Origin of the sequence: Crocosphaera sp. XPORK-15E (assembly GCF_034931425.1) — a bacterium.
In the GTDB taxonomy this organism is placed as follows: Bacteria; Cyanobacteriota; Cyanobacteriia; order Cyanobacteriales; family Microcystaceae; genus UHCC-0190.
Map to the genome: position 1 here is coordinate 59,791 of NZ_JAYGHQ010000007.1, position 26,036 is coordinate 85,826.

At 38.7% G+C, this 26,036-nt stretch carries 38 protein-coding genes; 13 read left to right on the forward strand and 25 right to left on the reverse strand.

From position 1 onward, the window contains the following. Positions 1–107: 107 nt before the first annotated feature. The 5 genes from VB691_RS08645 to VB691_RS08665 form a co-directional block, all read right to left on the reverse strand. Entirely contained in the window at positions 108–248 is a 141-nt protein-coding gene (locus VB691_RS08645) for a hypothetical protein (protein WP_323291085.1), read from the reverse strand. After that, positions 238–423 (reverse strand): type II toxin-antitoxin system HicA family toxin, encoded by a 186-nt coding sequence (locus VB691_RS08650; RefSeq protein WP_323291086.1) that lies wholly within the window; start codon positions 421–423, stop codon positions 238–240. The genes VB691_RS08645 and VB691_RS08650 overlap by 11 nt, the downstream gene beginning before the upstream one ends. Beyond that, a complete protein-coding gene (locus VB691_RS08655) occupies positions 420–608 on the reverse strand; it encodes a type II toxin-antitoxin system HicB family antitoxin (protein WP_323291087.1) in 189 nt (62 codons plus the stop codon). Before VB691_RS08655 ends, VB691_RS08650 begins: the two co-directional genes overlap by 4 nt. Positions 609–877: 269 nt before the next feature. Further along, positions 878–1,063 carry a type II toxin-antitoxin system HicA family toxin gene (locus VB691_RS08660; protein WP_323291088.1) on the reverse strand — a complete coding sequence of 62 codons (186 nt, stop codon included), beginning with the start codon at positions 1,061–1,063 and terminating at the stop codon, positions 878–880. Next, positions 1,060–1,272, reverse strand: a complete 213-nt coding sequence (locus tag VB691_RS08665) for a type II toxin-antitoxin system HicB family antitoxin (protein ID WP_323291089.1) — start codon at positions 1,270–1,272, stop codon at positions 1,060–1,062. Before VB691_RS08665 ends, VB691_RS08660 begins: the two co-directional genes overlap by 4 nt. 292 nt (positions 1,273–1,564) lie before the next feature. Here VB691_RS08665 and VB691_RS08670 point away from each other — a divergent pair, with 292 nt between their 5' ends. The 3 genes from VB691_RS08670 (at position 1,565) to VB691_RS08680 (ending at position 2,810) form a co-directional block, all read left to right on the forward strand. After that, entirely contained in the window at positions 1,565–1,825 is a 261-nt protein-coding gene (locus tag VB691_RS08670; protein ID WP_323291090.1) for a type II toxin-antitoxin system RelB/DinJ family antitoxin, read from the forward strand. A gap of 1 nt (position 1,826) precedes the next feature. After that, positions 1,827–2,096: a type II toxin-antitoxin system YafQ family toxin gene (locus tag VB691_RS08675; protein ID WP_323291091.1), complete on the forward strand. Its 270-nt coding sequence runs from the start codon at positions 1,827–1,829 to the stop codon at positions 2,094–2,096. Between the two features lie 171 nt (positions 2,097–2,267). Next, positions 2,268–2,810 carry an REP-associated tyrosine transposase gene (locus VB691_RS08680; protein WP_323291092.1) on the forward strand — a complete coding sequence of 181 codons (543 nt, stop codon included), beginning with the start codon at positions 2,268–2,270 and terminating at the stop codon, positions 2,808–2,810. A 30-nt stretch (positions 2,811–2,840) separates the two neighbouring features. On the opposite strand, the gene VB691_RS08685 is transcribed toward VB691_RS08680, so the two are convergent. From VB691_RS08685 to VB691_RS08740, 12 genes are all read right to left on the reverse strand, one after another. Then, the gene (locus VB691_RS08685) at positions 2,841–2,978 is read right to left on the reverse strand and encodes a hypothetical protein (RefSeq protein ID WP_323291093.1); all 138 of its coding nucleotides are present in this window, start codon (positions 2,976–2,978) and stop codon (positions 2,841–2,843) included. Positions 2,979–3,098: 120 nt separating this feature from the next. Continuing rightward, positions 3,099–3,314, reverse strand: a complete 216-nt coding sequence (locus VB691_RS08690; protein ID WP_323291094.1) for a type II toxin-antitoxin system HicA family toxin — start codon at positions 3,312–3,314, stop codon at positions 3,099–3,101. Then, complete coding sequence (locus tag VB691_RS08695) at positions 3,311–3,520, reverse strand: type II toxin-antitoxin system HicB family antitoxin (RefSeq protein ID WP_323291095.1); 210 nt, start codon at positions 3,518–3,520, stop codon at positions 3,311–3,313. Before VB691_RS08695 ends, VB691_RS08690 begins: the two co-directional genes overlap by 4 nt. A gap of 113 nt (positions 3,521–3,633) precedes the next feature. Continuing rightward, positions 3,634–3,885, reverse strand: coding sequence for a hypothetical protein (locus tag VB691_RS08700; protein ID WP_015784918.1), 252 nt, complete (start codon positions 3,883–3,885; stop codon positions 3,634–3,636). Beyond that, the gene (locus VB691_RS08705) at positions 3,882–4,082 is read right to left on the reverse strand and encodes a hypothetical protein (protein ID WP_323291096.1); all 201 of its coding nucleotides are present in this window, start codon (positions 4,080–4,082) and stop codon (positions 3,882–3,884) included. Before VB691_RS08705 ends, VB691_RS08700 begins: the two co-directional genes overlap by 4 nt. A 326-nt stretch (positions 4,083–4,408) precedes the next feature. Further along, a complete protein-coding gene (locus VB691_RS08710) occupies positions 4,409–4,810 on the reverse strand; it encodes a hypothetical protein (protein WP_323291097.1) in 402 nt (133 codons plus the stop codon). Positions 4,811–4,882: 72 nt separating this feature from the next. Continuing rightward, positions 4,883–5,317: a methyltransferase family protein gene (locus VB691_RS08715; RefSeq protein ID WP_323291098.1), complete on the reverse strand. Its 435-nt coding sequence runs from the start codon at positions 5,315–5,317 to the stop codon at positions 4,883–4,885. 206 nt (positions 5,318–5,523) lie between these two features. Beyond that, the gene (opcA, locus tag VB691_RS08720) at positions 5,524–6,894 is read right to left on the reverse strand and encodes a glucose-6-phosphate dehydrogenase assembly protein OpcA (RefSeq protein WP_323291099.1); all 1,371 of its coding nucleotides are present in this window, start codon (positions 6,892–6,894) and stop codon (positions 5,524–5,526) included. Between the two features lie 81 nt (positions 6,895–6,975). Continuing rightward, positions 6,976–8,505: a glucose-6-phosphate dehydrogenase gene (zwf, locus tag VB691_RS08725; RefSeq protein ID WP_323291100.1), complete on the reverse strand. Its 1,530-nt coding sequence runs from the start codon at positions 8,503–8,505 to the stop codon at positions 6,976–6,978. 663 nt (positions 8,506–9,168) lie between these two features. Beyond that, positions 9,169–9,870 carry a PEP-CTERM sorting domain-containing protein gene (locus VB691_RS08730; RefSeq protein WP_323291101.1) on the reverse strand — a complete coding sequence of 234 codons (702 nt, stop codon included), beginning with the start codon at positions 9,868–9,870 and terminating at the stop codon, positions 9,169–9,171. Positions 9,871–10,143: 273 nt separating this feature from the next. After that, complete coding sequence (locus tag VB691_RS08735) at positions 10,144–10,851, reverse strand: PEP-CTERM sorting domain-containing protein (protein ID WP_323291102.1); 708 nt, start codon at positions 10,849–10,851, stop codon at positions 10,144–10,146. Positions 10,852–11,882: 1,031 nt separating this feature from the next. Next, positions 11,883–12,845, reverse strand: coding sequence for a M48 family metallopeptidase (locus tag VB691_RS08740; protein WP_323291103.1), 963 nt, complete (start codon positions 12,843–12,845; stop codon positions 11,883–11,885). 101 nt (positions 12,846–12,946) lie between these two features. Here VB691_RS08740 and VB691_RS08745 point away from each other — a divergent pair, with 101 nt between their 5' ends. From VB691_RS08745 to VB691_RS08780, 8 genes are all read left to right on the forward strand, one after another. Then, entirely contained in the window at positions 12,947–13,105 is a 159-nt protein-coding gene (locus VB691_RS08745) for a hypothetical protein (protein WP_323291104.1), read from the forward strand. A gap of 158 nt (positions 13,106–13,263) precedes the next feature. Then, positions 13,264–14,091 carry a Uma2 family endonuclease gene (locus tag VB691_RS08750; protein ID WP_323291105.1) on the forward strand — a complete coding sequence of 276 codons (828 nt, stop codon included), beginning with the start codon at positions 13,264–13,266 and terminating at the stop codon, positions 14,089–14,091. A gap of 256 nt (positions 14,092–14,347) precedes the next feature. Continuing rightward, a complete protein-coding gene (locus tag VB691_RS08755; protein ID WP_323291106.1) occupies positions 14,348–14,614 on the forward strand; it encodes a type II toxin-antitoxin system HicB family antitoxin in 267 nt (88 codons plus the stop codon). After that, positions 14,607–14,849 carry a type II toxin-antitoxin system HicA family toxin gene (locus VB691_RS08760; RefSeq protein ID WP_323291107.1) on the forward strand — a complete coding sequence of 81 codons (243 nt, stop codon included), beginning with the start codon at positions 14,607–14,609 and terminating at the stop codon, positions 14,847–14,849. The genes VB691_RS08755 and VB691_RS08760 overlap by 8 nt, the downstream gene beginning before the upstream one ends. A gap of 26 nt (positions 14,850–14,875) precedes the next feature. Beyond that, positions 14,876–15,007 carry a hypothetical protein gene (locus VB691_RS08765; RefSeq protein ID WP_323291108.1) on the forward strand — a complete coding sequence of 44 codons (132 nt, stop codon included), beginning with the start codon at positions 14,876–14,878 and terminating at the stop codon, positions 15,005–15,007. An 8-nt stretch (positions 15,008–15,015) separates the two neighbouring features. Beyond that, positions 15,016–15,279: a type II toxin-antitoxin system Phd/YefM family antitoxin gene (locus VB691_RS08770; RefSeq protein WP_323291109.1), complete on the forward strand. Its 264-nt coding sequence runs from the start codon at positions 15,016–15,018 to the stop codon at positions 15,277–15,279. Continuing rightward, a complete protein-coding gene (locus tag VB691_RS08775; RefSeq protein ID WP_323291110.1) occupies positions 15,279–15,533 on the forward strand; it encodes a type II toxin-antitoxin system mRNA interferase toxin, RelE/StbE family in 255 nt (84 codons plus the stop codon). The genes VB691_RS08770 and VB691_RS08775 overlap by 1 nt, the downstream gene beginning before the upstream one ends. 54 nt (positions 15,534–15,587) lie before the next feature. After that, positions 15,588–16,511 (forward strand): ion channel, encoded by a 924-nt coding sequence (locus VB691_RS08780; RefSeq protein ID WP_323291111.1) that lies wholly within the window; start codon positions 15,588–15,590, stop codon positions 16,509–16,511. Positions 16,512–16,647: 136 nt separating this feature from the next. On the opposite strand, the gene rplI is transcribed toward VB691_RS08780, so the two are convergent. The 6 genes from rplI to VB691_RS08810 form a co-directional block, all read right to left on the reverse strand. Beyond that, positions 16,648–17,106, reverse strand: a complete 459-nt coding sequence (gene rplI / locus VB691_RS08785; RefSeq protein ID WP_323291112.1) for a 50S ribosomal protein L9 — start codon at positions 17,104–17,106, stop codon at positions 16,648–16,650. 67 nt (positions 17,107–17,173) lie between these two features. Continuing rightward, positions 17,174–17,818 (reverse strand): Uma2 family endonuclease, encoded by a 645-nt coding sequence (locus VB691_RS08790; RefSeq protein WP_323291113.1) that lies wholly within the window; start codon positions 17,816–17,818, stop codon positions 17,174–17,176. A gap of 109 nt (positions 17,819–17,927) precedes the next feature. Beyond that, the gene (gene purB / locus VB691_RS08795; protein WP_323291242.1) at positions 17,928–19,223 is read right to left on the reverse strand and encodes an adenylosuccinate lyase; all 1,296 of its coding nucleotides are present in this window, start codon (positions 19,221–19,223) and stop codon (positions 17,928–17,930) included. 40 nt (positions 19,224–19,263) lie between these two features. Next, on the reverse strand, positions 19,264–19,575 hold the full coding sequence (locus VB691_RS08800) for a DUF1816 domain-containing protein (RefSeq protein ID WP_323291114.1): 312 nt from the start codon (positions 19,573–19,575) through the stop codon (positions 19,264–19,266). Between the two features lie 355 nt (positions 19,576–19,930). Continuing rightward, the gene (locus VB691_RS08805) at positions 19,931–20,575 is read right to left on the reverse strand and encodes a methyltransferase domain-containing protein (protein WP_323291243.1); all 645 of its coding nucleotides are present in this window, start codon (positions 20,573–20,575) and stop codon (positions 19,931–19,933) included. Positions 20,576–20,686: 111 nt separating this feature from the next. Continuing rightward, a complete protein-coding gene (locus VB691_RS08810) occupies positions 20,687–22,024 on the reverse strand; it encodes a cyclic 2,3-diphosphoglycerate synthase (protein ID WP_323291115.1) in 1,338 nt (445 codons plus the stop codon). 237 nt (positions 22,025–22,261) lie between these two features. On the opposite strand from VB691_RS08810, the gene VB691_RS08815 reads away from it, so the two are divergent. Both VB691_RS08815 and msrB read left to right on the forward strand, forming a co-directional pair. Then, positions 22,262–23,053: a glutathione S-transferase family protein gene (locus VB691_RS08815; protein ID WP_323291116.1), complete on the forward strand. Its 792-nt coding sequence runs from the start codon at positions 22,262–22,264 to the stop codon at positions 23,051–23,053. 142 nt (positions 23,054–23,195) lie between these two features. Beyond that, a complete protein-coding gene (gene msrB, locus VB691_RS08820) occupies positions 23,196–23,612 on the forward strand; it encodes a peptide-methionine (R)-S-oxide reductase MsrB (protein ID WP_323291117.1) in 417 nt (138 codons plus the stop codon). A gap of 43 nt (positions 23,613–23,655) precedes the next feature. On the opposite strand, the gene VB691_RS08825 is transcribed toward msrB, so the two are convergent. Both VB691_RS08825 and VB691_RS08830 read right to left on the reverse strand, forming a co-directional pair. After that, positions 23,656–24,861, reverse strand: coding sequence for a glycosyltransferase family 4 protein (locus VB691_RS08825; protein WP_323291118.1), 1,206 nt, complete (start codon positions 24,859–24,861; stop codon positions 23,656–23,658). Between the two features lie 105 nt (positions 24,862–24,966). Further along, on the reverse strand, positions 24,967–25,332 hold the full coding sequence (locus VB691_RS08830; protein WP_323291119.1) for a hypothetical protein: 366 nt from the start codon (positions 25,330–25,332) through the stop codon (positions 24,967–24,969). Positions 25,333–26,036 lie beyond the last annotated feature (704 nt).

Below are 26,036 nucleotides of genomic sequence, written 5' to 3' on the forward strand. Positions count from 1 at the left end.
CAAATTAAATTTTGAAATTAATATTAACATTAACTTACTTTCGGTTAGTTTTTTGGCCAATCCCCAATCAATCAGTACAAATATATCTTATATAACGTTTTTTTGTACTATCTTGCTTCCTCATCAACCCTGATGAAAGGCGATCGCCGATTTGTTCGGTTATGCTCGTTGGGTTGAGTTCCGATCACCCAATCTACACTCGTCGGCGTTGCCGATCGCACTGCGGAGCAGACCGCACTAAGTTTCATTATCGCTTAGCATTTTGATAATATGTTTTGCAAGCTGTTCTTTAATTTCTCTGTGTCTAGGAATAGGTTGAGAAACCTTTGTTTTTAGGTTTTGGTACCAATCATGTTTGCCACCATGACGAATAAATACACAGCCCATTGCCTCAAGCTGTTTGATTAAATATCTTCGCTTCACGATACTTCAAGTTCTGCTATTTTACGAATATTGCTTATAGTGCCATTAGTTAACTCATGATAAATATCGAGCAGGTTTTCTCTTAACTCCTCCTCGGTTTCCCCTTGAGTCCAGTAATCAGGATATTCTTCAAGATAACCTAACCACATATCATCATTTTGCCAGTAAACATATTTTTTTTTCATTTATTTACTCTCTATATTTTAATAAAAATTATAACCCAATAAATTAGGTGCGTTACATTTCATTAACACACCTTACAAGATCTACAAGCTCCTAATAATATAAATGTAGGTTGGGTTGAGGGACGAAACCCAACACCGAACGCAAATCTGATCAATTTTTTTCTTACAATTATGCAATATCGACGGGCAAAAACACCTGGAGCCACCTATTTTTTTACCGTTGTTATCCACCATCGTCGTCCTATTTTGCTCGTCGGCGCTCACATTGGTTATAGTGATGGAATATCGAGATCTTTACAAATTTTCTTGGCTAAAAACTCTTTTATTTCTCTATGACGAGGAATGGCGGTTTTATCTTTTGTTGCTGGTTTCCACCAGATAGAATGTCGAGATCCTTCACGGAGCAACTCACATCCATGTTGTTCAAGATGTCGAATCAAATCACTTCGCTTCATGGAGTAATTAGAATTTCTTCGTAATTTTCAGATGCTTCTTGGCGAGCTTCTTCTCGATTTAGCTCTAAAATGTCTTTTAGGGCTTCTTTTAGACTTTCAATAAGTTCTTCTTTTGTAGATTCCTGAGCGTTGACTCCCTTTACTTCTTCGATCCATCCAATCCACCAATCCCCATCTTTTTTAATAATTGCTGTAAATGGAGTATCCATAAATAATTTGATCTCATACTAAGGTTTGAATTACTTACTATAACAGTTTAACAAAAATCTCATGTGATGGCGATCGCCTATTTGTTCGGTTATGCTCGTTGGGTTTCGTTCCTCAACCCAACCTACAAGATCTGCGATCGCACTACAAGATCCGCGATCGCACTAATCATATAATAGTCTCAGAATGGGTTATTTGTTGGGTTTCGTTCCTCAACCCAACCTACAAGAGCGGCGATCGCACTAAAATCATGCTATAGTTAGTTTTTAGTTGGATGACCATCATCTTAAGATTATGCGAGAACAAGAATCTATTAATATTTCCATTGAATCAGATATAAAAACAATAGCTGAGGCTATTTTTGAGCAGTTTGGTATGACAAAAAATGAGGCTATAGAACTATTTTATCGTCAAGTTGCTATGACAAAAGACATTCCTTTTATTCAAAGAAGTTTAAACGAGGAAACGATTAAGGCAATAGAAGAAATTAATGAGAAGGATAATTTAAAAACTTATAATAATTTTGCTGAACTTCGTCAAGATTTAGAGGTATAAATTGCTTAAGATTGTTACAACAAATCAGTTTAAAAAAGATTTAAAACGAGCTAGTAAAAGAGGTAAAAATATAGATAAACTTGAAGCAGTTGTTAATATTTTACAATCGGGTAATAATCTTGAGATGAGTTATCGTAATCATCAGTTAACAGGAAATTGGTTTCCTTATTGCGAATGTCATATTGAGCCAGATTGGTTATTAATTTATCACCGAACACAAACTGAATTGATTTTAATTAGAACAGGCAGTCATAGTGATCTATTTGATTAAAATAAATACCCATAAATTAAGGTTCGTTACATTTCATTAACGCACCCTACAAAATCTACAAGATCCTAATAATATAAATGTAGGTTGGGTTGAGGCGTTGTCCTGAGCGGTAGTCGAAGGGGACGAAACCCAACACCAAACACAAATTTGATCAATTTTTTTCTTAAAATTATGCAATATCGACGGGCAAAAACACCTGGAGCCACCTATTTTTTTACCGTTGTTATCCACCATCGTCGCCCTATTTTGCGTGAATCTGAAAATATAGATTTACTTAGGGAAGCTTTTCGATACGTCATTAAACAACATCCTTTTAAAATTGATGGGATTGTCATTTTACCAGATCATCTCCATTCTATTTGGACATTGCCCGACAATGATGCGGATTTTTCAACTCGCTGGCGGTTAATTAAAAGTTATTTTAGCCGTCACTGTCATGCTTCTCATCAAGGTAAAATGACTTTATCTCGACAACAAAAGGGAGAAAAAGCGATTTGGCAACGTCGTTTTTGGGAGCATCAAATTAGAGATGATCAAGATTTTATTAATCATTTGGAATATATTCATTATAATCCTGTTCATCACGGATTAGTCTTTGCGCCAAAAGATTGGCAGTATTCCAGTTTTCACCGTTATGTTGAAGCGGGAGTTTATGATTTGATGTGGGGTGCTTCGGAACGGCTCATATTTGATGCTAATATCGGCGGAGAATAGAAACTTAGATTGGGTGATATAAAGTAAAACTCAACGCCTAATCATATAATAGTCACAGAATGGGTTATTTGTTGGGTTTCGTTCCTCAACCCAACCTACAAGATCGGCGATCGCACTATCTTCAAGATTCAAAGCGTTAATTTCATTCAATGTAGCTGAGATGTTCATGATATTATTTTAATTTCTATATTCTAATAAAAATTAGAACCCAATAAATTAAGTGCGTTACATTTCATTAACGCACCCGACATGATCAGCGTTGCCGAAGGCACTGCGAAGCAGACCGCACTACAGATCTTTAGGTTGCAAACCTGTTTTTTTAGCAATACGGGACAGCATCTTGGGGCCTATCTCCTCTCTATCATGAAAGGCAAAAACGAAGTCTGGCCAGTCAGGATGGGAAAGAATACGATGAGATCCTTTTGTTTCTCGTTTAATCTTCCAACCAATTTGCAGTAATGCGGCTAATAATTGCTTAGCTTTTGTTGATCTCCATTGACTCATGCTGGTTGAAAAGATACGTTAATTAACTCTGATGAGACATTTTTTCCATTTTCTAGATTATCTGCTAAGATTCGTAATGCTAGTGCTTGAACTTGTGTTATTGCTTCTTCAACGGTTTGACCATAAACCATGACACCTGGTAAATCTACTACTTCCGCAATCCAGCGTCCGTCTTCTTCTTGTTCAACTTCAATTGTATAATTCATAATATTACTTTTAATAAGCTTTTAATTCCCACATTTTAACGACAATTATAACTCAATCAATTAGGTGCGTTACATTTAATTAAAATCTCCGACAAGATCGGCGATCGCACTTATCACAAAAGCTTGTCATATTGTGCATGAGTACCAATCCAAATCCAAAGAAAACCACCTTCAATTGGTGTAGCGACCGCGCGGTAATGAGAACCGACACGGACAGACCAAACTTTGCCAACTTTCTTGAATTGTAATGATGGGTGAGAAGGATCGGTTTTTAACAGTTTAAAGTTTTTGTCAGCGAGATTACGGATTTCTAAGGGAAGACGTTGGTAGCAAGTCCAGAAACTTGAAGCAGTTTTGTGTTTCAAAGGTCTTTCGTCTTTCCTGCTTTATGTTCAGCTAGTGCCTCGTTAATCAAGAAATCGAGTTTACCTGAGTTAGAGTCAGCTTCGAGCTTTTTATCCCATCTGGTTTGGTCAAATTCGATCAACCAGTCTCGCAGTTTTGAAAAGGAATCATCATCAAGTTCCACAATGTGCTGTTTTAGTAACTCTACTTGTTTCATAAATATTCTCTATAAGATCGCTGAACATACTAACAACAATTATAACTCAATAAATTAGGTGCCGTACTTTCAGTTAACGCACCCTACAAGATCGGCGATCGCACTAATAATAGAATAGTCACATAATGGGTTATTGGTTGGGTTTCGTTCCTCAACCCAACCTACAAGATCGGCGATCGCACTACAAGATCCGCGATCGCACTATAACAGTTTAACAAAAATCTCATCTGATGGCGATCGCCTATTTATTCGGTTATGCTCGTTGGGTTTCGTTCCTCAACCCAACCTACAAGATCCGCGATCGCACTACAAGATCGGCGATCGCACTATAACATCCCAAGAAACAACATTAAAATCCCTATCATTATTCCACCAATAATAAGCCAAACTAGAATAGGTGAAATAAGTAGACACATGATGTATAATAATAAAATATATCCTATCGCCTTTGCAACACTCCATAATGGATTTGGATCTGCGATAGTTTTGAAAAAATCGCTACGATGCTCTTCGCTAAATATGAGTACGGAAAGCATCGCAAAAAAAACTACATGAGCCAGAAAAAGACTGAATTTCTGAAACCAAGGACTAGCAGCAACTTCTCTAGCTGATTGAACCCTTTCTAGTTCTGCTTCTAGCTCTTTTTTATCCCATTTTCGTTTAGCACCAAGATATTCGTCACGATCTTTATAGTGTTCGGGATCTGGCTTTGGAGAGTAGTTTGACATATTTCGTCTCGTCTATGTTTCAGTATTTATGCTTTTGGGTTGGTTGATAGCCTTGAAAAGAGAAAATACCTTTTAGAACCAAGTTGTCTTTCGATAAACCAGATAGATTTCGCCAAAGGACTGAATTAAAACCCTTTCTTCTTGACAAGCCCGAAAGAACTGCATTGGAAGAATAATGATCAGGATGGCTGCGATCAAAGGAGCTTTAAAGTAGAAAGCGAAACCTAAGATAATTACAGAGGAAAATACGTAAATGGGATGGCGGATTCGTGAATAAACCCCTGTAGTAACAAGTTTCTTGGCCTGAGCAGTCACGGAAAACGAATTCCCCAGTTGTAAGCGAGCGACTGTAAGGAGAACCAAGAAAACGATGACTAACACGGCACCGATCAATCGCCATCTATCCCAGGGAGACCAGGCGAAAGTCAGCAAAAGTATTGGAATAAATACTGCTGGGACATAGGTGACAAAAGCGGCTCCCGTATCCATAAATAACGCGATGTGCAACTTAATTTTCAGTCCTGAGTTTACCCCAAATCACAGATCAATGTCAATACTTTCTTACTCTCCATCTGAATCTCCTTTCCTTAATCAAGTTCGGCGTACTATTCAACTAAAAATATGCTAAAAAGTCCCCTTGATGATTAACAAAAGAGACGAGTTTTAAAAGTAATTTTACCCTTAAAACCCGCCCTTAAAATCATCACAATTAATTAGTTATTATTAGCTAATTTAAGGATAGCCATCGTAACTTTTAAACTTTCCTCATAGAGAGGATCAGTTCCCCACCGTTGCAGTTGTCTTCCTAATAGGTGTTCCGTATTTTGATCCGCTAAAGAGGTCACTTGTTCAATACGACAAGCTTGGGCCCCACCAGATGCTTCCATACGCATACATCCGGTAGTCCCGGAACACAACACGGTACAACAGTCAGCTTGTAGGTTAGTAGAACTCAATTTAAGACTAATTAAGTCCCCTAAAACGTCTCCCCAGTCTACCAAAGGAACACCTGCTAATTCTGCCTCAATGGTATTCTGTTCATTGTTGAGGAATTTAATGCGACGAATATCATAGTCCCCTCCTTCATATTCATAGGCAACAGGCCGCCATTGTAAACGACTGGCCACCCATCCCAAATACATCAAGGCTTGAGAAGCATTTCCCCGTTCATAATCAATAGTAACGCGGTCAACCTCTAAAACAGCACCACGACGTTCTGGAGGATCAAAAGCCGCCGCCGTTAACTCTTGCCAGGGGGCAATTCTTCCCCAGTTTAAATCAGCCAGGGGAATATTCTGTTCCAACATTTGGCCAATTTCTAAAAGGTTTTCTTCGGGACTACTAAAGGTACTAGAGTCAACAATAACTGTATCCCCTTGAGAGGCTAAGCGTTTAAATAGTCCATATTCGGGTTGAGGACTCGCTTTCCACCAAACAAAGGTAGGCAGTCCACTAATGGTCAATTCTGAGATAATACCGCCAATTCTTTCTAAAGCGGCAGCAGTTCCCCGTAGGGTAATATATTCACAACAGATTAGGGTATTTTGACTGCGCTTATTAATGGGACAGTAGGCGGACACCTGAACTTTGACCCCATCATCTTCGCCAACAGTGGGACAAAGGGTAATAATACGGCAGGGGTTAGAAGCAGCAATACTATCCGTAACACCTGTTCCTTCTAAGTCAGGAGAATATGCCTTAGCGACCATTTGTTGAGCATCGCTTAATTCACCTTCTGCTTTGACTTTCTCAAATTCTGCTTGTAATTTTTCAATAAATGCTTGATTAGATTTGCCCGTAATTTCCAGTCCGTAGGCTTTTTGAGCCGATTTAATAGCGGCGGTGGTACGGGGCCCGGCAATACCATCAATAGGGCCGGTATAAAAGCCTAAAACCGCTAAGAGATATTGAGTGGGTTCGGGTTCATAAACAATAAAGGTGAAGGTGGTGGCGCGGGTTGCGATAATACCATCTTCATTATTGCTGTAGTTTTGCCAAATACTGCGTAATTCTGCCTCAATGACATCAATAGAGACATCTTTGGGGTCTTGTAAGGAAACGAGAGGGGGAGTTTGAGTGGTCATAGCTGTTTGGGGGAGTTACTGGGATTTGTCGGTGCAGATTTTTCACCGTAGGGGCTTAATATTATTAAGCCCCTACAGAATCTATAAACGTCGCCAACGACGACCATCACGGTTAATCAAGAATTCGGCTTCTGTGGGTTCCCAAGTTCCGGCTTCATATTGGGGAACACTATTGGGTTCTGCCGGGCCATCCCAAGCGGAGAGAACAGGGGTTACAACGCGCCAAGCTTCTTCTACCTCATCAGCACGGGTAAACAGGGTTTGATCCCCTAACATGGCATCTAATAGCAGACGATGATAAGCATCAGCACTGGTCATGCCAAAGGAGGAACCATAATTAAAGTCCATCTCTACAGTACGGGTGCGGAGTTCTGACCCTGGCATTTTGGCTTCAAACCGTAGCGCGATACCTTCGTTCGGTTGTATCCGCATACTTAAGATATTCGGACTGCTTTGATGGGCCGCTGATTGGAAAATGTGTAAGGGGACATCTTTGAATTGAATGGTGATCTCGCTAACTTTTTTGGGTAAGCGTTTTCCTGTTCTCAGATAGAAGGGAACCCCTGTCCATCGCCAGTTATCGATCATCAATTTCATGGCCACATAAGTGGGAGTGCTTGAGTTGGGATCTACCCCCGGTTCTTCGAGATAACCTGCGACGGGTTTGCCTTTCATCCACCCTGCTTTATATTGTCCCCGAATGGCTGATTTTTCCAAGTTATGAATATCGGCTAAATGGGTAGCTTGCAGTACCTTGACTTTTTCATTACGGATACTATCAGCATTGAGGGCGTTGGGAGCATCCATTGCAGTTAAACAGAATATCTGCATTAAGTGGTTTTGCAGCATATCCCGCAGGGCCCCAGAATGATCATAATAACCGGCCCGATCTTCTACCCCGACGGTTTCAGCAACGGTTATTTGCACATGATCGACAAATTGACGGTTCCACAGGGGTTCAAAAATAGCATTGGCAAAGCGGAACACTAAGAGGTTTTGAACAGTTTCTTTACCTAAATAGTGGTCAATGCGATAGACTTGTTCTTCTTTGCAAACTTTTTGAACAATACGGTTGAGTACCTGGGCGGAACTGAGGTCTTTTCCAAAGGGTTTTTCAATGACAATACGATGTTTCAGGGGATCGCTTAACATCCCGGCGGCCCCTAGTTGTTTGATACCAGGGGGGAAGAAATTAGGGGCAACGGAAAGATAAAAGACGCGGTTGCCTCTGGTTCCTCGTTTACCGTCTAATTCTTCTAAAAAGACTTTTAATTTTTGATAGCTCTCGGCTTCATCCATGTTACCGGAGCAGTAGTATAGTCCCTCGGCAAAGTCTGCCCAGATTTCTTCGTTACCAATGCCGTCAGAAAATTCTTCGATTCCCTGACGCATTTGTTCTCTAAAATAGTCATGACTCCAATCTCGACGGGCTACCCCAACGACGGTTAATTCGGGGGGTAGTCGTCGTTCCTGTTTCATTTTGTAGAGGGCAGGAACGAGTTTGCGTTGTGTGAGGTCGCCAGATGCCCCAAAAATAACGAGTATTAAGGGTTCTGGGGTTCTTTCTTGGCGTAATCCAACGCGAAAGGGATTTTCTAGCAGCGTTACCATAGGCTTTACTTGGCTCCTTCGATAGTCTCTAGTTTAACGACAACTTTTTTGAGAGGAGGTAAGTTATTACACAAAATTAAGCTTTGCTAATAGAGACTAGGAAATTCAACAAGCAAAAGCCGAAGGAAGAAATCCTGTTATTTTGAGGAAAGAAAAGGACAGTTAATGTTGTAGGGGCAATTCATGAATTGCCCCTACCCTCTTGCAGAGCAAGGGGTTTAATGTCATGAAATCTTAAAATGAGAACAGATCTTTCCTTAATGCTACCTTTGTGTTATAGTGTTAACGGCGTGTAAAAAACCCCATATCGTCTGTCTCGGCATAAAAACAAGAAGTTAGTGGGACACAAAGCAGCTATACCCCCCTTAATTGGGCGTAAAGGGATTATTGCTTTAAATGTCCGTACAAGACCAAGACTAAATTCTTCTAGTAGAGGCCAAGTGACATCAAACGGGGAACTCCAAAGACTAATAAGACCATGCTAAGTCTTTTGTTGAAGTTGGAAGCCCCAACTATAAGCAGGTTTAGTTGGGGGACTTCGCGAGTAGGTTTTTGTGAGTTGCTCCCCAAATAGGTCGAGAGAGTCTATTGAGGAGCAACGTTGAAGCTATAAAGATATAATCAACCAAACAGTTATCAATGTTTACCAGACGTTGATAGCTTTTACTTTCGCTTTTTTCTCTTAGCAGCTAAACCAAGTCCACCCATAACGAGGAGTCCGAGGAGGGTTCCAGGTTCGGGGAGTTCGGGGACGGGGACTTGCTCTGTAGTCGTTCTGGGAACCTGCGTGAAAGTGTTGCTTACGGAGAAAAGTGTATCACCATTATTATCAAGGGTATCGATGATGTGGAATTTTGTAATATTCGATCCCACTGGGAGGCCAGTCTCAGTCGGACTGCCATTATTTGATACTAGGTTCAAAGAGGCGGTGTTGTTAGGCACCAGATCGTCAATACCTTTAGTAACCTTGTAGGCACCAGTCCCTGTGACATCAGCGTCAAGTGCGACTGAGGTGAAGACATCACCAAACTTAGTTGCAACATCATAGGAATAATTGCCATTTCTCACGCCCACACCACCCGCAGGTGAAAGCCTCAAGAAGTGTGCCTCACCTCCAATATCACTAATGAGAACTGAATCACCAAAGAAGATATTCTGGAAACCAAAGTTATCGTAGACGGCGCGGTCGAGCATAATCGAAGTATAGTCAATTCCACCCACAGTAATGGTGGTCGCGTTCTTGACAGTTCCCGAAAAAGTGGCGGCTTGTGCTAAGGGTGCAATGGCGATGGAACTAACTAAGGAAGCAATGGCGCTTACTCCGACAATGAGAGAAGTTTGTGTCAATTTATTGGTGTTTAACATCTGAATAAAGTCCTGAATGAAGTTAAGTGAACAGGGAGCATCCCATTTTTCGTAAAAATGCTAAAAAAAAATAGATTTCAGAGAATGTCATTATTTGACCAAGTATTTGACTAGGGGTTTTTTATCAAGCTAGTTTAGTTGGGGAACTTCGCCAGTAAGTTTTTGTGAGTTGCTCCCCAAATAGGTCGAGAGAGACCATTGAGGAGCAACGTTGAAGCAATAAAGATATAATCAACCAAACAGTTATCAATGTTTACCAGGCATTGATAGCTTTTACTTTTGCTTTTTTCTCTTAGCAACTAAACCTAGTCCACCCATAACGAGGAGTCCGAGGACGGTTCCAGGTTCGGGGACTGACCTCTCCTCCTGCCCAGGTACTTGCGTGAAAGCGTTGTTTACGGACAGAAGTGTATCACTATTACTGGAAAGGATATCGGTGATCTTGATTTTAGTAACATTCAAACTCTCTGCGTAGCCAAGCCCATCAGGATCGCCATCAATTGAACTTAGGTTTTCCGGGAGGCCATTGTTAGGGTTAACAGCTTTGATAACACTGTATTCGGTTCCAATCCCTACGACATCAGAGTCAAGTTCCACTGCCGTAAAGACATCAAAAATACCATCAAAAGACTTAGTTGCAACATCATAGGAATACTGGCCATCTCTCATGCCTTGACCACCATCCGGTGAAAGCCTCAAGAAGCTTTGTCCGCCTCCAGCATCACTAATGAGAACTGAATCACCGACGAATACAGCCTCGAAATTAAAGTTATCGTATATGACGCGATCAAGCATAACCGAAGTAATCATCTCAACTGGAACTGTTCCAAGATCATCAAGGGACAGACCGCCTGGGTTTACTCTTCCCTGAAAAGTGGCGGCTTGTGCTGAGGGAGCAATGGCGATGGAACTAACTAAGGAAGCAAGGGCGCTTACTCCGATAACGAGAGAAGTTTGTGTCAATTTGTTGGCGTTTAACATCTGAAATAAAGTCCTGAATGAAGTTTAGTGAACTAAGGAGCATCCCATTTTTGTCAAAACATAAGCCAATGCCATGACAGACAATGGTTTCAGGCACACTAAAATAGTTGACGTGCAAAATTGGGATGCTCTCAGTGAACATGAGTGTTTTTGCACGAGTGCCTTGCTAAGAAACAGCATTTAAAATGCGTCTTAGCTTAAGTCTGTTGTTGAAGTTGGAACCCCTAACTCTAAGCAAGTTTAATTGGGGAACTTCGCCTCTAATTTTTGGCTTGCTCTCCAAATAGGTTGAGAGAGACTATAGCGGAAGCCAGAAGTACAACCCTTGTTAGATAAGGCGTTGAAACTAATGAACCCGAATCTCATGACTCAGAGAAACGCTATATTGAAGAGCAAATTGGGAACAAAAAAATAAATAATCAACCAAACAGTTATCAATGTTTACCAGACATTGTTAACCTTTACTTTAGATTTCTTCTCTGGGCAGCTAAACCGAGCCTATTTATAAGCTTGTTAGTGTTTAACATCTTAAACAGTCCTGAAGAACATTAAGTGAACATGAGTAGAAGGGGTTTTACCATGGCCAAACAAGTTAGGATTACTATTTGGTCATTGGTTTGAACGGTTTTGTTATCCACTTCAAAAAATTAACCGCCTTCTTGGAATCCAATATAAATCTAGCAAAATTATTTGCACCAAAAACACAGCATTTTCTTAAGGTACATAAAAAAATGCTTAAGTATGGGACTTCAGGAAAAAAGTTTAGGTATTTTTAGCTAATGACTTTTTTCAAAGGGAGTTTTAGACCTTCCTGCGATCGCCAGTTTGAACTCAATGGGTAATTTCTCTCCGACTCAAACTTATACAATATTAGACAATTTTGGACAGAATATACAAGTGTGAGCGAGGGAGTTTTGCCATGGCCCGCGATCGCCAGTTTCCACTCAAAGAGTGGTTTCTCGAACATTCACCAATTGATAATTGATAAAACTTGGACAATGTTTAGTTAAAGCAGGGTAAAAGAGCATTACTTAGGTTTGATTATCTTGAGATTTTAAGTTCTCAATTTCTTGTTGAAGTTGTTCTATTTGTCGGCGTAAATTGTCAGCTTCGCTATTCGTATCAACATTAACAGAACCGCTTTTTTCAGACCTTTTATAATTGCCTTGGCGAATATCTTGATATTCTCTAGAAGTAGCCCAATTTTGCAAATAATGAACTCGATCAACCGGGAAAGGATGGGATAAAAAGACCCCATTTCCTCCATTATAAATCAAAAATTTATAGAGTTGATTGAGATCATCTTCATCTAATTCTCTGTATTTTTCTGCCTGTTTTAAAAACTCATCTAAATGACATTCATGGGCATATTTATGACTACCTCCTGCCATTTTCATCATCATTCTAAAAATAGGTTCAGGATCATCTATCACTAATAAAGCGGCGCGATCTGCTGATAATTCGGCTTTTCTACGCCATTCATAAAAAGCAAAAATTAATCCTGTAGTAATAATATTTCCCAAACCTAAAGTTAATTCTCCCAGTAAAGATGCTGCCCCCATTGCCCAAATTGCCATCTGAATTAAAACACTATGTTCACATTTAATATGACCTAATTCATGGGCAACAACGGTTCTTAATTCGATTTCATCAGATAAGTCTAATAATCCCGCATTTAAGACAATATAAGGTTGTTGTTTTCCCAAAGAATAAGCATTAGCTACAGGATTTTGACTGACATAAATTAAGGGTTCAGGACTAATATCTAAGTCATGAACTGTCTCTCGAAAAATGCCATAGAGTGTTGAATATTGCCGCGGCCCTACTTTAATACTATTACCCATTAAAGAAATTTGTTGAGGTCGTTCATACAGATATTCCATGAAGCTAGTAGCAACGAGATCAAAACCAGGAACACTTCTTAAAGTTTGTTCTGCTTGTTTATCAAGGGGGTGACGAAATGCTTCACTTGAAAGTCCAGGATAACTAGGCATTTTTTTCCTCTAATTTATTTCTTGAGAATTGACAGTAGATTTAGAATATAATGTAATTTTAGCGCATTTGATTCACGTAATGCTTCGATTCAATATACGGTGTGGTTATTTCCGCTTTTATGTTAGAAGGCTATTTCATTGGTTTAAAAGAAGGCGCAATTTTGGGAAATGGGGTTTTAATGGCATTTATTTTAGGATTTTTACCCTTAGCGATCGCGGGTTATTATTGGCAAAATAATCATCTCTTATGGCCACTTTAATGATTTCTCTTTGGATACAATTACCAAAAATACAAAAAGGGTATAAACTTGAAATACAAAAATGAGAATCTAATTATTTACTCAAGAGTCCTAAAAATGCTCAACGTCTTCTAGATTCTCTTGCAGAATTAGAATATTGATAATCACAGCAGAAAGCCATGAGTATAACTCAAACCGTATCCCCTACTAATACCCCACCCAAACATGAGATAATCTTCCCTCAAGGCGAGTTTTGGAGTGATGAACCCCCATTGGAAAGCAATTTACATCTGACTCAGATTATTTTATTGATTAAATGTTTAGAATGGCTATGGCAAGATAGAAAAGATTACTTTGCCACAGGGAATTTAACGATTTATTATAGTCCCAATCAGAAGAAATCAGAATTTTTCCGAGGCCCTGATTTTTTTGTAGTATTAGGAACAACCCGCAACCAAAACCGTAAAAGTTGGGTAGTCTGGCAAGAAGATGGTAAATATCCTAATGTAATTATTGAAATTCTCTCTGATAGTACCGCTAAAACTGATAGGGAAGAAAAAAAAGAAATCTATCAAGATACTTTTCGGACTCCTGATTATTTTTGGTTTGATCCTTATAGTTTAGAATTTCAAGGTTTTACTTTAATTAGTGGAAAATATCAAGAGATTAAACCCAATGAAAATGGCTGTTTATGGAGTGAACAATTAGGATTATATTTAGGAATCTATGAGGATAAATTACGTTATTTTAGTCCTAATGGGGAATTAATACCAACACCTGAAGAAGCCAATTTACAGGAAAGACAACAAAAAGAGTTAGCTTTACAACAACAAGAATATGAACGTCAACAAAAAGAGTTAGCCTTACAACAACAAGAATATGAACGTCAACAAAAAGAATTAGCCTTACAACAACAAGAATATGAACGTCAACAAAAAGAATTAGCCTTGAAAAAGATAGAGGAATTAACAGCAAAATTGAGAGAATTAGGCATTAATTCCGACTAAATTTACTAAGTTTAATCAAGTTAAAAAAGGGTTAACACCGTTAACCCCTACAAATTTAATTATCGAAAATAATCATAAATAATGATCTGCAACCGAATGTAACACGGGGGGAAAGTCAAGTATTTTCTGGAAAATTAATATAATTTAAGCGATTATACGGAAATATCAGAAAATACAGTCAATAAGGGGTTAAGAGTCAACCTCTGTTTAGTTGATATAATTAAATATCAATAATTAATAATCATAAAAAACAACTATGACCCTGACTCAAACCCCATCTTCTGCGGTTGTCCCTCTCAATCCTAAAATTACTGCTAAAATTCGTGTAGGTAATGAATCGGGTTATGTAGCAGAATGCGTTGAAATTGCCGTAGTAACCCAGGGAGAAACTTTAGATGAAGTGGTTAATCATCTCCAAGAAGCAGTATTATTACATTTAGAAGATGAAGATCCTAAACAATTTGGATTAGTGGAAAAACCAGCTTTATCAATTATTTTTGAGTTAGAACCTGACTATGCCTAAATTAAAACGATTATCAGGTTCAGATGTAATTAAAATTTTAGCCAAATTTGGTTTTGAGATTTATAGTCAAAAGGGAAGTCATATTAAATTACGCCGTCTGACAACAGAGAGAAAAGAAACCCTAACTATTCCGAATCATAGACAACTTGACACAGGAACTTGCTATAGTATTTTTAAACAAGCTACTCAATATATTCCTGAATCAGAGCTTTATTCCTATTTCTATGATAGTTAAATTGCTATTACTCATAGGAGATAACTATGACTATTACTCGAACCCCATCCTCTACCAATACATCCCCCAAAGAGGAGATAATCTTTCCTCAAGGAGAATTTTGGAGTGATGAACCACAAAACGATATGATGTTATTGGATACATTTAACCAGCAGTAGCACTTTACATGATGGAAAAGCTAAAAATTACCCATCTCTCAGAAGATTTGATGAACCTCGTCAAATCTGTTATCGAAGAAAATAAAGTATATGAAATAGAAAGTCAACAAGATTCTGCAATTCTCATTTCTCAAAAAAGTTATGAAAGTCTCCAAGAAACCATCGAATTACTTTCTATTCCAGACTTAAGAGAAAGCTTACAAAGATCCTTACAACAAATTGCCAAAAATGACACCTATTCCCTAGATGAAGTATTGGGAGATATTGATTGATGGTGTATGAAGTTCGCTTTACTAAAGAGGCAAAAAAAGATGTAGACAAACTGACAATCAAACTCAAGAAAAAACTCAAGAAAATAATTCAAGAGATGATTAGTGTTAACCCCTATGACGGTAAAAAGTTAGTAGGAGATTTAGCTGGTTTCTATTCAATTCGTTTAAATTATAAAGATAGAGTTCTTTATACAATTGATGACAAACAGAGGTTAATATATATTCATCGTGCCAAAACCCATTATGGAGAATAGTTCAGCGAATAATCCAAATTTTCTTTACTCAAATCCTATCAAAGAAACAGTATAATGAAAAACTTTAAACCCCAAAAATTCTTATTTCGAGGAGATCCCCGTTTTTCCCGAAACAAACCTTCTTTAAAACCAATAAAACGGAAAAACCCGCTACAACAAGTCGATTTGCTTCATCCAGCAAGAAGTGATTTATATCATTGGTTATTAGCCCTTTCTTGGCCAAGATTTTTGCTATTAACTACTATTTTTTATTTAGTGATTAATATTATCTTTGCTTGTGCTTATTTAACCACAGGAGAAGGTATTGTTAACGCGAAACCAGGCTCATTTAAAGATGCTTTTTTCTTTAGCATTCAAACCCTATCTACTGTGGGTTATGGTTCAATGTATCCTGAAACCCTCTATGCTCAAATGGTAGTTACCTTAGAAGTATGGACAGGACTATTATTATTAACTATTTTAACAGGGTTAATGTTTGCCAGGTTTTCTCGTCCCACTGCTAGGGTTTTGTTTAGTCAAGTGGCAGTTATTTGTCCTTTTAATGGGGTTCCTACTCTGATATTTCGTGCAGCTAACCAACGAGAAAATAAAATTTTAGAGGCGCAAATTCGCGTTAGTTTAGTTCGTAATGAAATCAGTAGTGAAGGTCATTATATGCGTCGTTTTTATGACCTTGAATTGTTGCGATCGCAGACTCCAATTTTTGGATTAAGTTGGCAAATAATGCACCCCATTGATGAAAATAGTCCGTTATTTGGGACATCTTCTGAGTTATTAGCAGAAGAAGAAACAGAACTTTGGGTGACATTAACGGGACTTGATGAAACCTTTTCTCAAACTATTCATGCCCGTTATTTTTATGGTCATCAACAAATTTTATGGGATCAGAAATTGGTTGATATTTTCAAGCGATCGCCTGACGGTAAGTATTACATTGATATTAGCCGTTTTCATGATGTTGTTCCTTTTTATCGGTAACACAAGCATCTTGCTTGTTAATATCAATGATCTAATCAAAGGAGATAATATTTCTTTTTAAGTGCTTTTGGCCTGGCTAAAACGCATTTTAAATGCGCTTTAGCTTAAGTATGCACAATCAAAAATCCTCAATATTCTAGAGAGGTGCAACTTGAATTTCCACTTGAGCAGTCACTTCAGGATGAAGTTTAATGGTAGCTTTATAGAACCCAGTTTGACTAATTTCGGGTAAGATAATGCCACGACGATCTACTTCTTGGTTAGTCGCTGTTTGAATCGCATCAGCTACATCTTGGTGGGTAACAGTACCAAAAATGGATTCCCCTTCCCCAACTTGCTTGCGAATGATGAAGCGTCCAATGGTTTCCAGTGCGGTTTTCCGTGATTGTGCTTCTTGTTTTTCGGCTAAGAGACGCTCTCTTTCTTTTGCTCTGCGTTGTTCAACCTGTTTGAGAATACCTGCTGTCGCCATAACCCCTAATTTTTGGGGAATGAGGTAATTTCTCGCATATCCTGGGGCTACTTCCACAAGATCGCCAATTTTCCCTAATTTATTGATGGGTTGATTCAATACGACTTGAACTCGTTTGGGCATTGTTCCTACTCCTTAGACTTAATTATACTTTTAATCACGATCTCCTATTTTACAATAAATTACCGATTTAGTGATTAATTATTTGTTGAACCCAGATCCTAAACTGTTTTAATGCTTTGGCACTCCCTATTTTTTGGGCAGATTGTAAGGTTTCTGGAATTTTTTCAACGAGATTAAATTGAGGAAATATTGAGCTTTCATTGCTAGTAATATATTTCTTTCCTTGCAAAATATTAATTTGCAATCTCTTTCCATTATATCGCCATAATTCAGGAACCCCTAAAGCTTCATAGTTATTAAATAAAGTCCGATTAGTTATATCAATTTCAATTGCTAAATCTGGGGGTGGATCAATTTCTAAATCAATGCGTGTTTTTCCTCTGATTTTGCTACAATTATCAATATAAAAAGATTCATCCGGTTCGACTCCTTGCTCCATTCTTTTATGCTTAAAAGTTGTTGACCCTGCGGCTTCATAATCTAAGTCTAATTCATCAAGAAGAACTTTAACTAAATCTCCTATTAAAACCTTAGTGTTTTCATGAATAAAAAGAGGAGTCATGACTTCTAAAGTTCCCTGGCTATAACATAAACGAATTGCTCTATGTTCTCCTAATTCTTCTAAGATTTGTTCATAATCTTGCCAATTTAAAGAGGTTAATAATAAGCGATCGCCAGGCGGTATTTTTAATTGGTTTAATGTTAATAACATAAAGCCCCTACAAAAACGAAATTTATCCCACTGTAGGGGCGCAACGCTTGCGCCCCTAATGTAACATAGACAAACATTTTTCCCCATGATGTCGGGAGAGCCGCATTTATTAAATTCCTAACCGTTGATAAATGTTATCTAAATTTTGTAAATGATGTTGAGGATCAAAACATTTTTCAATATCTTCAGATGACAAATATTGAGTCACTTGGGCATCTTTCCTAATTAAATCATGAAAATTACCATCATCTTTATTCCAAGCTTCATGGGCGCATTTTTGCACCACCCGATAAGCTTCTTCTCGACTCATGCCTTTCTCCACTAAAGATAATAACACCCGTTGACTAAATATGACCCCACCATAAACATTCATATTCCGTTTCATGTTTTCAGGATACACCAATAAATTTTTAATTAAATCGGTGGTTTCTTTTAACATAAAATGGGTCAAAATGCAAGTATCTGGTAACATCACCCTTTCTACAGAACTATGAGAAATGTCTCTTTCATGCCACAAAGCAACGTTTTCTAAAGCCCCTACCGTATATCCTCTAATAATACGCGCTATGCCTGTTAACCTTTCAGAACGAATCGGGTTACGTTTATGAGGCATCGCAGAAGACCCTTTTTGTCCCTTAGAAAAGTATTCTTCGACCTCTAAAACATCCGTCCGTTGTAAATTACGAATTTCTACGGCAAACCGTTCTAAAGATGCAGCTAATAAGGCTAATTGTTGCACAAATTCTGCATGGCGATCGCGGGAAATAACTTGAGTTGAAGCAAGATCTGGTTCAAGGCCTAAATACTGACAGGACAAAACTTCTACTCTGGGGTCAACATTAGCATAGGTTCCCACGGCCCCTGATATTTTGCCCACAGAGATCGACTGCCGTAAATTAACTAACCGTTCACGGTTCCGCAAGACTTCCGCTAACCATCCGGCCAATTTAAAGCCAAAGGTGATCGGTTCCGCATGGATACCATGCGATCGCCCCACCATTACCGTGTTACGATGTTGTTGCGCCTGATAACGGATGGCTTTGATCAGGTCTTCTAGCTGTTCTAAAATCAGATTGAGACTAGCCACCATCTGCAAAGCTAGGGCTGTATCTAGAACATCCGAACTGGTTAAACCCAAATGAATGTAACGGCCAGCATCTCCCACATATTCGTTAACATTGGTCAGGAAAGCAATTACATCATGACGCACTTCCGCTTCAATTTCTAGTACCCGTTGGGGGTCAAAATTAGCTTTGGCTTTGATTTCTTCTACCGCGTCTTTGGGAATATATCCTAATTCGGCTTGTGCTTCACAGACAGCAATTTCTACTTGTAGCCAGGTTTTCAACTTATAACTATCTGTCCAGAGTTGGCCCATTTCGGGCAGGGTATAACGTTCAATCACTGCCTGTGTTACCGAATACAACCTTTTTATTCTACATGATTTATTCGTTCATGATAGTTAAATTTGTGGGTTGACACTGTTTGATAACAACTTGTAGATCTTGAGCATTTTCTTGGCGTAAGTCTTCAATATAGCCCAATTGAGCATGATTTGCTTCTTCTAAGTTGTCAAAAGGGCCAAAATAATAAGTACATTCAGGAACATTTGTATGAATCATAATCCACCAAGGAATTTGTATCTTATTTAACAAATTTATGTCTCTCATTGGTTCTTTTTTAATTTCATCAATGACTTGTGAGGAAATAGAAATATAGGATAAAGGGAAGTTTGGAATCAGGGTTTGACTACTCATCTAAGATTTCTCCACTAATTTGATAGGTAAAGCCACGGAAAACTGGAAAATTATCTCGAAATCACTTTAATTACTCTCTTTCATTTGTTATCGCGCATTAATCTCTAAATCCGTTGTTTTTTTAACCAAATCTTAATCACTATATTTATCTATTCTTGATCTAATATATAACGTTGTTTGAGGGTTTAATCAAGGAACGTTATAAAACTTAAAATTTTTTGAGAGTTTACTATTTAGTCAAAATCAAGATAATTCCCAAAAAGAAACAAAAATAAACTTTTAATTCTCATAAATGCCTCAATACTGGGTTGTATAGAAATATTTCAAATTGAGTTTTATCTTGATCTGATTTTGATTATTGTTTGCTGCTAATCAAAGCATAAAAGGGATCTGCCCCCATTATTCCTAATATTTGTAAAAAACTGGGTAGGGGAGACGTATTACTAATGACTTCTGGTTTATTAAATCCTGAAACCGCTTGAAAATACCCTTTAATTAATTGAATTCTACTCAAATCAGTGCCATCACGCCAAATAGTAATCGCCTTTTGATAAAACATCCGATTAGAAAAACTAATAATTACAATACCACCAGGCTTAAGAATGCGATGAATTTCTGTAAAAATGGCTTCAGGATACTGTAAATATTGGACAGAAACTGCAATTAATACGGCATCAAAATCAGCATTATTTAAAGGTAATTTAGGATTATCATTGAGATCTTGGACAAAATAATGATCGAGACGAGGATTTTTGTCCAACTCTTGTTGATTCATTCCATGGCCTTCTATATGGGAAAATTCTATGTCATCAGGAAGATGAGACACCCAACTACTCATTAAGTCTAAAATACGGGTTTGGGGTTGCAAACGTTCCCGATAAAGACTCGTTAATTGGTCAATAAACCCTTCATCAACATGAGTGACAAAACGGGGAAAGGCATAAAAATCTTGATCATTGGTGGGATCGAGTTTTTCTCGTTGTTCAGGCCGTAATAACATAGCTTGAGAGACACTTTCTCTAAATTTACCTTTCAATTTTACAATTTGTTACAGAGAATTGGTTTTTGGGCGATCGCCGTTTTCCCAAAAACCATACCAGACTCGCAATAGTTATTTATACTCAGTCAAAAATTGTTCAATGCGATCGCCTAACCCTGGGGTTTCGGCCTCAGCAAATTCATAACGGGCCCGAATGATCGGTTTATTGACTTGAATTAATGCCCCTAAATTACTGGGTGTAGCAGCAATAACGACATCAACCTCTGCACGATTAATGGTATCCTCTAAAGCTTTTAATTGGGCGGGAAAATAGCCCATAGCAGGTAATACTGCCCCAATGTGCGGGTATTTTTCATAAATTTTCGCAATTTCAGCCACTGCATAGGGACGAGGATCAACAATTTCTGCTGCATGGGCCCGAGTTGCTGCAATATAACCGGCCCCGTAGGCCATTCCCCCATGGGTAGTAGTGGGGCCATCTTCTACCACTAAAACTCGGCGATCGCGTACTAATTCGGGATTTTCTAAGGTAATGGGCGATTTACCCCGAATAATTAGGGCTTTGGGGTTAACCCGTTGTACCGTTTCCCTTACCTGTTGAATATCAGCATCAGCGGCCGCGTCTACTTTGGCAATAATCACAACATCAGCCATGCGTAACACCACTTCCCCTGGATGATGAGTGGTTTCGTTTCCAGGCCGCAAGGGGTCAACTAAAACAATGTGTAAATCAGGACGAATGAAGGGAAAATCGTTATTTCCTCCATCCCAAACAATGATATCAGCTTCCTCTTGGGCTTGTTTAACGATCAGTTCATAGTCTACCCCGGCATAGACGATGTTACCAACAACCAAATGGGGTTCGTATTCTTCCCGTTCTTCAATGGTACAATTCGCCTGGGTTAAGTCTTCTAAGGTGGTGAAGCGTTGCACCCTTTGTTTTTCTAAGTCACCGTAGGGCATAGGATGACGGATAATAGCGACTTTTAGGCCTTTTTGTCGCAATAATTTAGATAACCAGCGAGTGGTTTGAGATTTCCCGCAACCTGTTCGCACCGCAGAAACGGCGATCACCGGAACTTTAGCGGTTAACATGGTATGTTCGGGCCCTAATAATAAAAAGTCAGCCCCGGCCACTAAAGCGCGAGAGGCAATGTGCATCACTTGACTATGGGTGACATCACTGTAAGCAAAGATGACTTGATCGATGTTTTCTTCTTGACAGAGGGTTTCTAATTGGGTTTCATCGACAATAGGAATGCCCTGGGGATAGAGAGAACCCGCTAAAATGGGAGGATAGGAACGGTTAGCAATGCCTGATATTTGGGCAGCAGTAAAGGCAATGACTTCTACTTCTGGATTTTGACGATAAACTTGGTTAAAATTATGAAAGTCTCGGCCTGCTGCTCCCATAATAATGATTCTTCGCCGCGATCGCTCTTTTGTCATCCTTTTGCCCTCCAATGATGTTAGGGAAGTTAGGGAACTAGACAGAACAGGGAAAGTCTAAATTTTGGTTTAAAACTTGCCGATTCTTAAACGATTGATTGCTATTTATTTTATCTATTTTGGTATTATAACATATTTTTCTACAAAGATTCTCGATTTAAAATAATTAGTGGCAAAATCATTAAAAAACGTTACAGTAAAAAGTGATTATTATTCTTCTTGAGGAGAGAAAGCCCGATGCTGGAATTATATCAATTTGAAGTCTCTCAATATTCTGAGAAAGTCCGATTGATTCTCGATTATAAAGGATTAGAGTATCGCAAAATCGAAGTTACTCCAGGCATTGGACAGCTAGAACTTTATAAAATGTCGGGTCAAAGACAAGTTCCGGTTTTAAAAGATGGAGATACCATCGTTACTGATTCAACGGAAATCGCCTTTTATTTAGACAGAAAATATCCTGAAAAACCCATTATTCCTACTGATCCTTTATTACGAGGTCAATGTTTATTGATTGAAGAATGGGCCGATGAATCTATCGGAATTAAGGGAAGAATTGCTTTTATTGGGGCATTAAATCAAAACCCTAATTTCCGTACTTCTATGTTACCGAAAGAAGTTCCTGACTTTCTTAAAACCTTAGTAGGGGCAGTCCCTGGGGATTTATTGAGTATGTTGGGAACTGGTGCAGGGTTCGGCCCAGATGCTGTTAAGGAAGCCACAAAAGCCCTTAAACAAGATTTAGAAGCCCTCAGTCTTATTTTACAAAATCGTCCCTATTTGGTGGGAGATGAACCGACTTTAGCTGATTTAGCGGTTGCGGGATTAAGTGTTATTTTGAAACAACCTGGAGGTGACTATTTAGACATTCCTGATGCTCTGAAAGGTAAGGGCATTCCTGGGTTAGCAGATAATACCGCTTATGATACCTTTTTCCTGTGGCGCGATCGCTTTTATATGGACTACAGAAAACCTCTTTCTAGTAAGGGTCAAGGGGAAGCTCCTCCTACTACAATTGATATAGAATAGGGAAAACCTGGTTAATTGTGAACAAGAAAGATAGAGGTGTTTTGTCGGGGTTTAACACCGTTAAACCCGCTAATCTTAATAGGGTTAAACCTATCATTTTTGACAGGCTTAAATTCGTATATACTTCAGGAAAGTAACAGTCATGAAAACCTCAGACAAACAATTTGAAGTTTCAAAAACAGAACAAGAATGGAAAGAAATTCTTGACCCAGAACAGTTTAATGTTTTGCGTAAACATGGTACAGAAAGGGCTGGAGCCAGTCCCCTTGATAAACAGTATGGTGAAGGGGTTTATGAATGTGCTGGATGTGGACAACCTGTGTTTACTTCTGATACAAAATATGATAGTGGAACGGGTTGGCCTAGCTTTTTTAACCCCATTGAAGGAGCAATTGAAACAACAGTAGATCGCTCTTTCTTTATGACCAGAACTGAAGTTCATTGTAGCCGTTGTGGTGGTCATTTGGGTCACGTTTTTAGTGATGGCCCTAAACCAACTGGAAAACGGTATTGTATGAATGGGGTTTCCTTAAAGTTTCAACCAAAAACTGAAGGTTAAGGCATTGTTTTAGGGATTGGTTATTTTACCAATCCCGATTAGTTTAACGATTATAAATCCATTGAATATGCTCAGGTAATAACTTAGCTAAAGCATATCTTTCTTGCACGGTTTCCCTCGCTTTTACTCGTAAATCTGCCATTTTATCAGGATGATCTAAAACTTCCTCAATACGCTCAACAATTCTATCAACGGCAAAGAAATCTACTAATAAACCATTGACCCCATCTTCGATCACTTCCTGAACCGGAGGCGTATTTGAACCCAGAATTATACAACCTGTAGACATGGCTTCTAACATGGACCAAGATAAGACAAAAGGACGGGTTAAATAAACATGAACGGAAGAAGCTTGTATCACTTTTAAATATTCAGAATAGGGCAAAGATCCCGTAAAATGAAGACGGGATAAATCATAGGAAAATGTTTCTAACATCAACTGTTTATAAGTTTTACCATCCGGTAGCGATCGCCCATAAGCCACCCGATCTTCTCCTACTATCACCACATGACAATTTGGTCGTCTTTTTAATAAAATAGAAACCGCTTCCATAAACTGAGGAAACCCCCGATAAGGTTCCATTCCTCGCCCAACATAAGTGACAATTTCTTCTATTTCCGATAAGTCAAGTTTGTTCTCTTTTAAGACTAATTTTGCCCCAGGTATGGGTTTAAAATAATCTGTATCAACCCCATCATGACGCACCGTAATTTTAGAATGGAATTCTGGAGGGAATTGTTCTCGTTGCCAATAAGTAGGAGATAACCCGCGATCGCAACTATATAAATCTGTTAAAATAGGACTATTTTTAATGCGAATTCGCGGTTCATCGTCAAGATTTAAGGGGTCTGTGGGATCAAAATCTGCATCCGTTCCATGGGCGTGATAAAACCATTCAAAGAAGCATAATAATTCAGCTTTGGGAAAAATATCTTTGATGAAAAGGGTAGGCCCCCATCCTGAATGGCCATAGACGACATCAGGGACAAATCCTTGATCCCTCAATTCTTCCGCCATACGATAAACGGCCTGGCCCTGTAATACCGCATTTTCTAAGGGTCGCACATAATGATGAGTTTCGGCACGGGCTTCACGGGAAGGGGTATAGATAGCTTTTACAACCCCTTGAATCTGCCCTTCCTTGCGCTTGGTGCCAAAGACAACCTTATTTTTCTGATTTTTAGCCAACTCAGTAGCCAGATGACGAAATTGGGCGGGAAAATTGGGATGTAAAAAAAGAATTTGCATAAATAATCAAGGAAAAACTAAACATATAAAAAATAGCCTAGAACTGGGGTTCTAGACTACAAGCAAAACGAAACTTAACAGTTAATTAAACTTTGTATCTCAAGATTAACCTCGGCGGGTTTTGACTTCCCGTGCCATTGTTTTAAACGTATTTAAACTAGGGCCGGGAAGACGACGAGAAGTGGGAACCATGAAAAATTTAGTGGCAAATTCGACTTCTGTGGGTTCTGGTTTTTTAACAACAACTGGAGTTGGGGCAACAACTTCGGCTTTGGGGGCTTCTTTTTTTGCTGCTTTTTTAACTGATGTTTTCTTACTTTTTTTCTCGCCTTCTGGTTCAGAAGTTTCTTCTTGAACTGCTTCAGACTTGGATTCAGTAACAGCTACTTCCGCAGGGGGAACACCTTTGGCTTCATCTAATTCTAAGAAAAATTCCTCTTTCTTCCCACGACCTAGTAATTTGTTGAACATTTCCTAAAAATCTCCTAAAAAAGTTGGCTAAAAATTCATGCAAATAGAGTCAATCTTTTGTCAAGAAATATCCTGACTTCAGATTCTTTTCTTCTTAACTTGAACCTCCACTGCCTTTCATGCGAGTGGATTCCCATATAGACTCTTAACTAGACTGTAATAGTCCCCGCCAGAACGCCATTACTGGGCTGTTTGTTTAACGTTAACGGGCGCACCGACCGCAAACGGATCTAAATTCTATTTGTTTGTTTGTTGGCCCGTGTTTTCAAACTTCAACACCTCGACTCCCTTCGACTTGGCGCTTTACCGCTAACTAACATGGTAAAACAAATTAATTTATTTTAGTTAGTAAAATACACAAAACTTAATAACTAACAGTAATGATCGGCTTCTTGAAAAGGCATTCCTTTTAATATGAGGCCTGTGGTTTGATAGGTGCGACTCATGGATTAATTCTTGCTGTAGGGGCATGGCATCAGTAATATTTGTGATTGTATCAAGGATGTCAACTACGCCATGCCTTGATTGTTTCCTTCCATCAATAATATTGGCGATCGCATGGAAAGATTTAAAATTTATAAACATCAGGGCATGGCGATCGCAATATTATCTGTTAACTCCAAAATGTTATCGATGCCATGCCCCTCAATACTACTCGGTTAACAAAAATTATCTGGCTCGACTGGGGATAGGGGATAGGGGAT

Bases quoted from the DNA above. Each gene is read 5' to 3' on its own strand.
- VB691_RS08645 (WP_323291085.1), bottom strand. From the start codon at position 248: ATGAAACTTAGTGCGGTCTGCTCCGCAGTGCGATCGGCAACGCCGACG.
- VB691_RS08655 (WP_323291087.1), bottom strand. From the start codon at position 608: ATGAAAAAAAAATATGTTTACTGGCAAAATGATGATATGTGGTTAGGT.
- VB691_RS08660 (WP_323291088.1), bottom strand. From the start codon at position 1,063: ATGAAGCGAAGTGATTTGATTCGACATCTTGAACAACATGGATGTGAG.
- VB691_RS08665 (WP_323291089.1), bottom strand. From the start codon at position 1,272: ATGGATACTCCATTTACAGCAATTATTAAAAAAGATGGGGATTGGTGG.
- VB691_RS08670 (WP_323291090.1), top strand. From the start codon at position 1,565: ATGCGAGAACAAGAATCTATTAATATTTCCATTGAATCAGATATAAAA.
- VB691_RS08680 (WP_323291092.1), top strand. From the start codon at position 2,268: ATGCAATATCGACGGGCAAAAACACCTGGAGCCACCTATTTTTTTACC.
- VB691_RS08685 (WP_323291093.1), bottom strand. From the start codon at position 2,978: ATGAACATCTCAGCTACATTGAATGAAATTAACGCTTTGAATCTTGAA.
- VB691_RS08690 (WP_323291094.1), bottom strand. From the start codon at position 3,314: ATGAGTCAATGGAGATCAACAAAAGCTAAGCAATTATTAGCCGCATTA.
- VB691_RS08695 (WP_323291095.1), bottom strand. From the start codon at position 3,520: ATGAATTATACAATTGAAGTTGAACAAGAAGAAGACGGACGCTGGATT.
- VB691_RS08705 (WP_323291096.1), bottom strand. From the start codon at position 4,082: ATGAAACAAGTAGAGTTACTAAAACAGCACATTGTGGAACTTGATGAT.
- VB691_RS08710 (WP_323291097.1), bottom strand. From the start codon at position 4,810: ATGTCAAACTACTCTCCAAAGCCAGATCCCGAACACTATAAAGATCGT.
- opcA (WP_323291099.1), bottom strand. From the start codon at position 6,894: ATGACCACTCAAACTCCCCCTCTCGTTTCCTTACAAGACCCCAAAGAT.
- zwf (WP_323291100.1), bottom strand. From the start codon at position 8,505: ATGGTAACGCTGCTAGAAAATCCCTTTCGCGTTGGATTACGCCAAGAA.
- VB691_RS08730 (WP_323291101.1), bottom strand. From the start codon at position 9,870: ATGTTAAACACCAATAAATTGACACAAACTTCTCTCATTGTCGGAGTA.
- VB691_RS08735 (WP_323291102.1), bottom strand. From the start codon at position 10,851: ATGTTAAACGCCAACAAATTGACACAAACTTCTCTCGTTATCGGAGTA.
- VB691_RS08740 (WP_323291103.1), bottom strand. From the start codon at position 12,845: ATGCCTAGTTATCCTGGACTTTCAAGTGAAGCATTTCGTCACCCCCTT.
- VB691_RS08750 (WP_323291105.1), top strand. From the start codon at position 13,264: ATGAGTATAACTCAAACCGTATCCCCTACTAATACCCCACCCAAACAT.
- VB691_RS08755 (WP_323291106.1), top strand. From the start codon at position 14,348: ATGACCCTGACTCAAACCCCATCTTCTGCGGTTGTCCCTCTCAATCCT.
- VB691_RS08760 (WP_323291107.1), top strand. From the start codon at position 14,607: ATGCCTAAATTAAAACGATTATCAGGTTCAGATGTAATTAAAATTTTA.
- VB691_RS08765 (WP_323291108.1), top strand. From the start codon at position 14,876: ATGACTATTACTCGAACCCCATCCTCTACCAATACATCCCCCAAAGAG.
- VB691_RS08770 (WP_323291109.1), top strand. From the start codon at position 15,016: ATGATGGAAAAGCTAAAAATTACCCATCTCTCAGAAGATTTGATGAAC.
- VB691_RS08775 (WP_323291110.1), top strand. From the start codon at position 15,279: ATGGTGTATGAAGTTCGCTTTACTAAAGAGGCAAAAAAAGATGTAGAC.
- VB691_RS08780 (WP_323291111.1), top strand. From the start codon at position 15,588: ATGAAAAACTTTAAACCCCAAAAATTCTTATTTCGAGGAGATCCCCGT.
- rplI (WP_323291112.1), bottom strand. From the start codon at position 17,106: ATGCCCAAACGAGTTCAAGTCGTATTGAATCAACCCATCAATAAATTA.
- VB691_RS08790 (WP_323291113.1), bottom strand. From the start codon at position 17,818: ATGTTATTAACATTAAACCAATTAAAAATACCGCCTGGCGATCGCTTA.
- VB691_RS08800 (WP_323291114.1), bottom strand. From the start codon at position 19,575: ATGAGTAGTCAAACCCTGATTCCAAACTTCCCTTTATCCTATATTTCT.
- VB691_RS08805 (WP_323291243.1), bottom strand. From the start codon at position 20,575: ATGTTATTACGGCCTGAACAACGAGAAAAACTCGATCCCACCAATGAT.
- VB691_RS08810 (WP_323291115.1), bottom strand. From the start codon at position 22,024: ATGACAAAAGAGCGATCGCGGCGAAGAATCATTATTATGGGAGCAGCA.
- VB691_RS08815 (WP_323291116.1), top strand. From the start codon at position 22,262: ATGCTGGAATTATATCAATTTGAAGTCTCTCAATATTCTGAGAAAGTC.
- msrB (WP_323291117.1), top strand. From the start codon at position 23,196: ATGAAAACCTCAGACAAACAATTTGAAGTTTCAAAAACAGAACAAGAA.
- VB691_RS08825 (WP_323291118.1), bottom strand. From the start codon at position 24,861: ATGCAAATTCTTTTTTTACATCCCAATTTTCCCGCCCAATTTCGTCAT.
- VB691_RS08830 (WP_323291119.1), bottom strand. From the start codon at position 25,332: ATGTTCAACAAATTACTAGGTCGTGGGAAGAAAGAGGAATTTTTCTTA.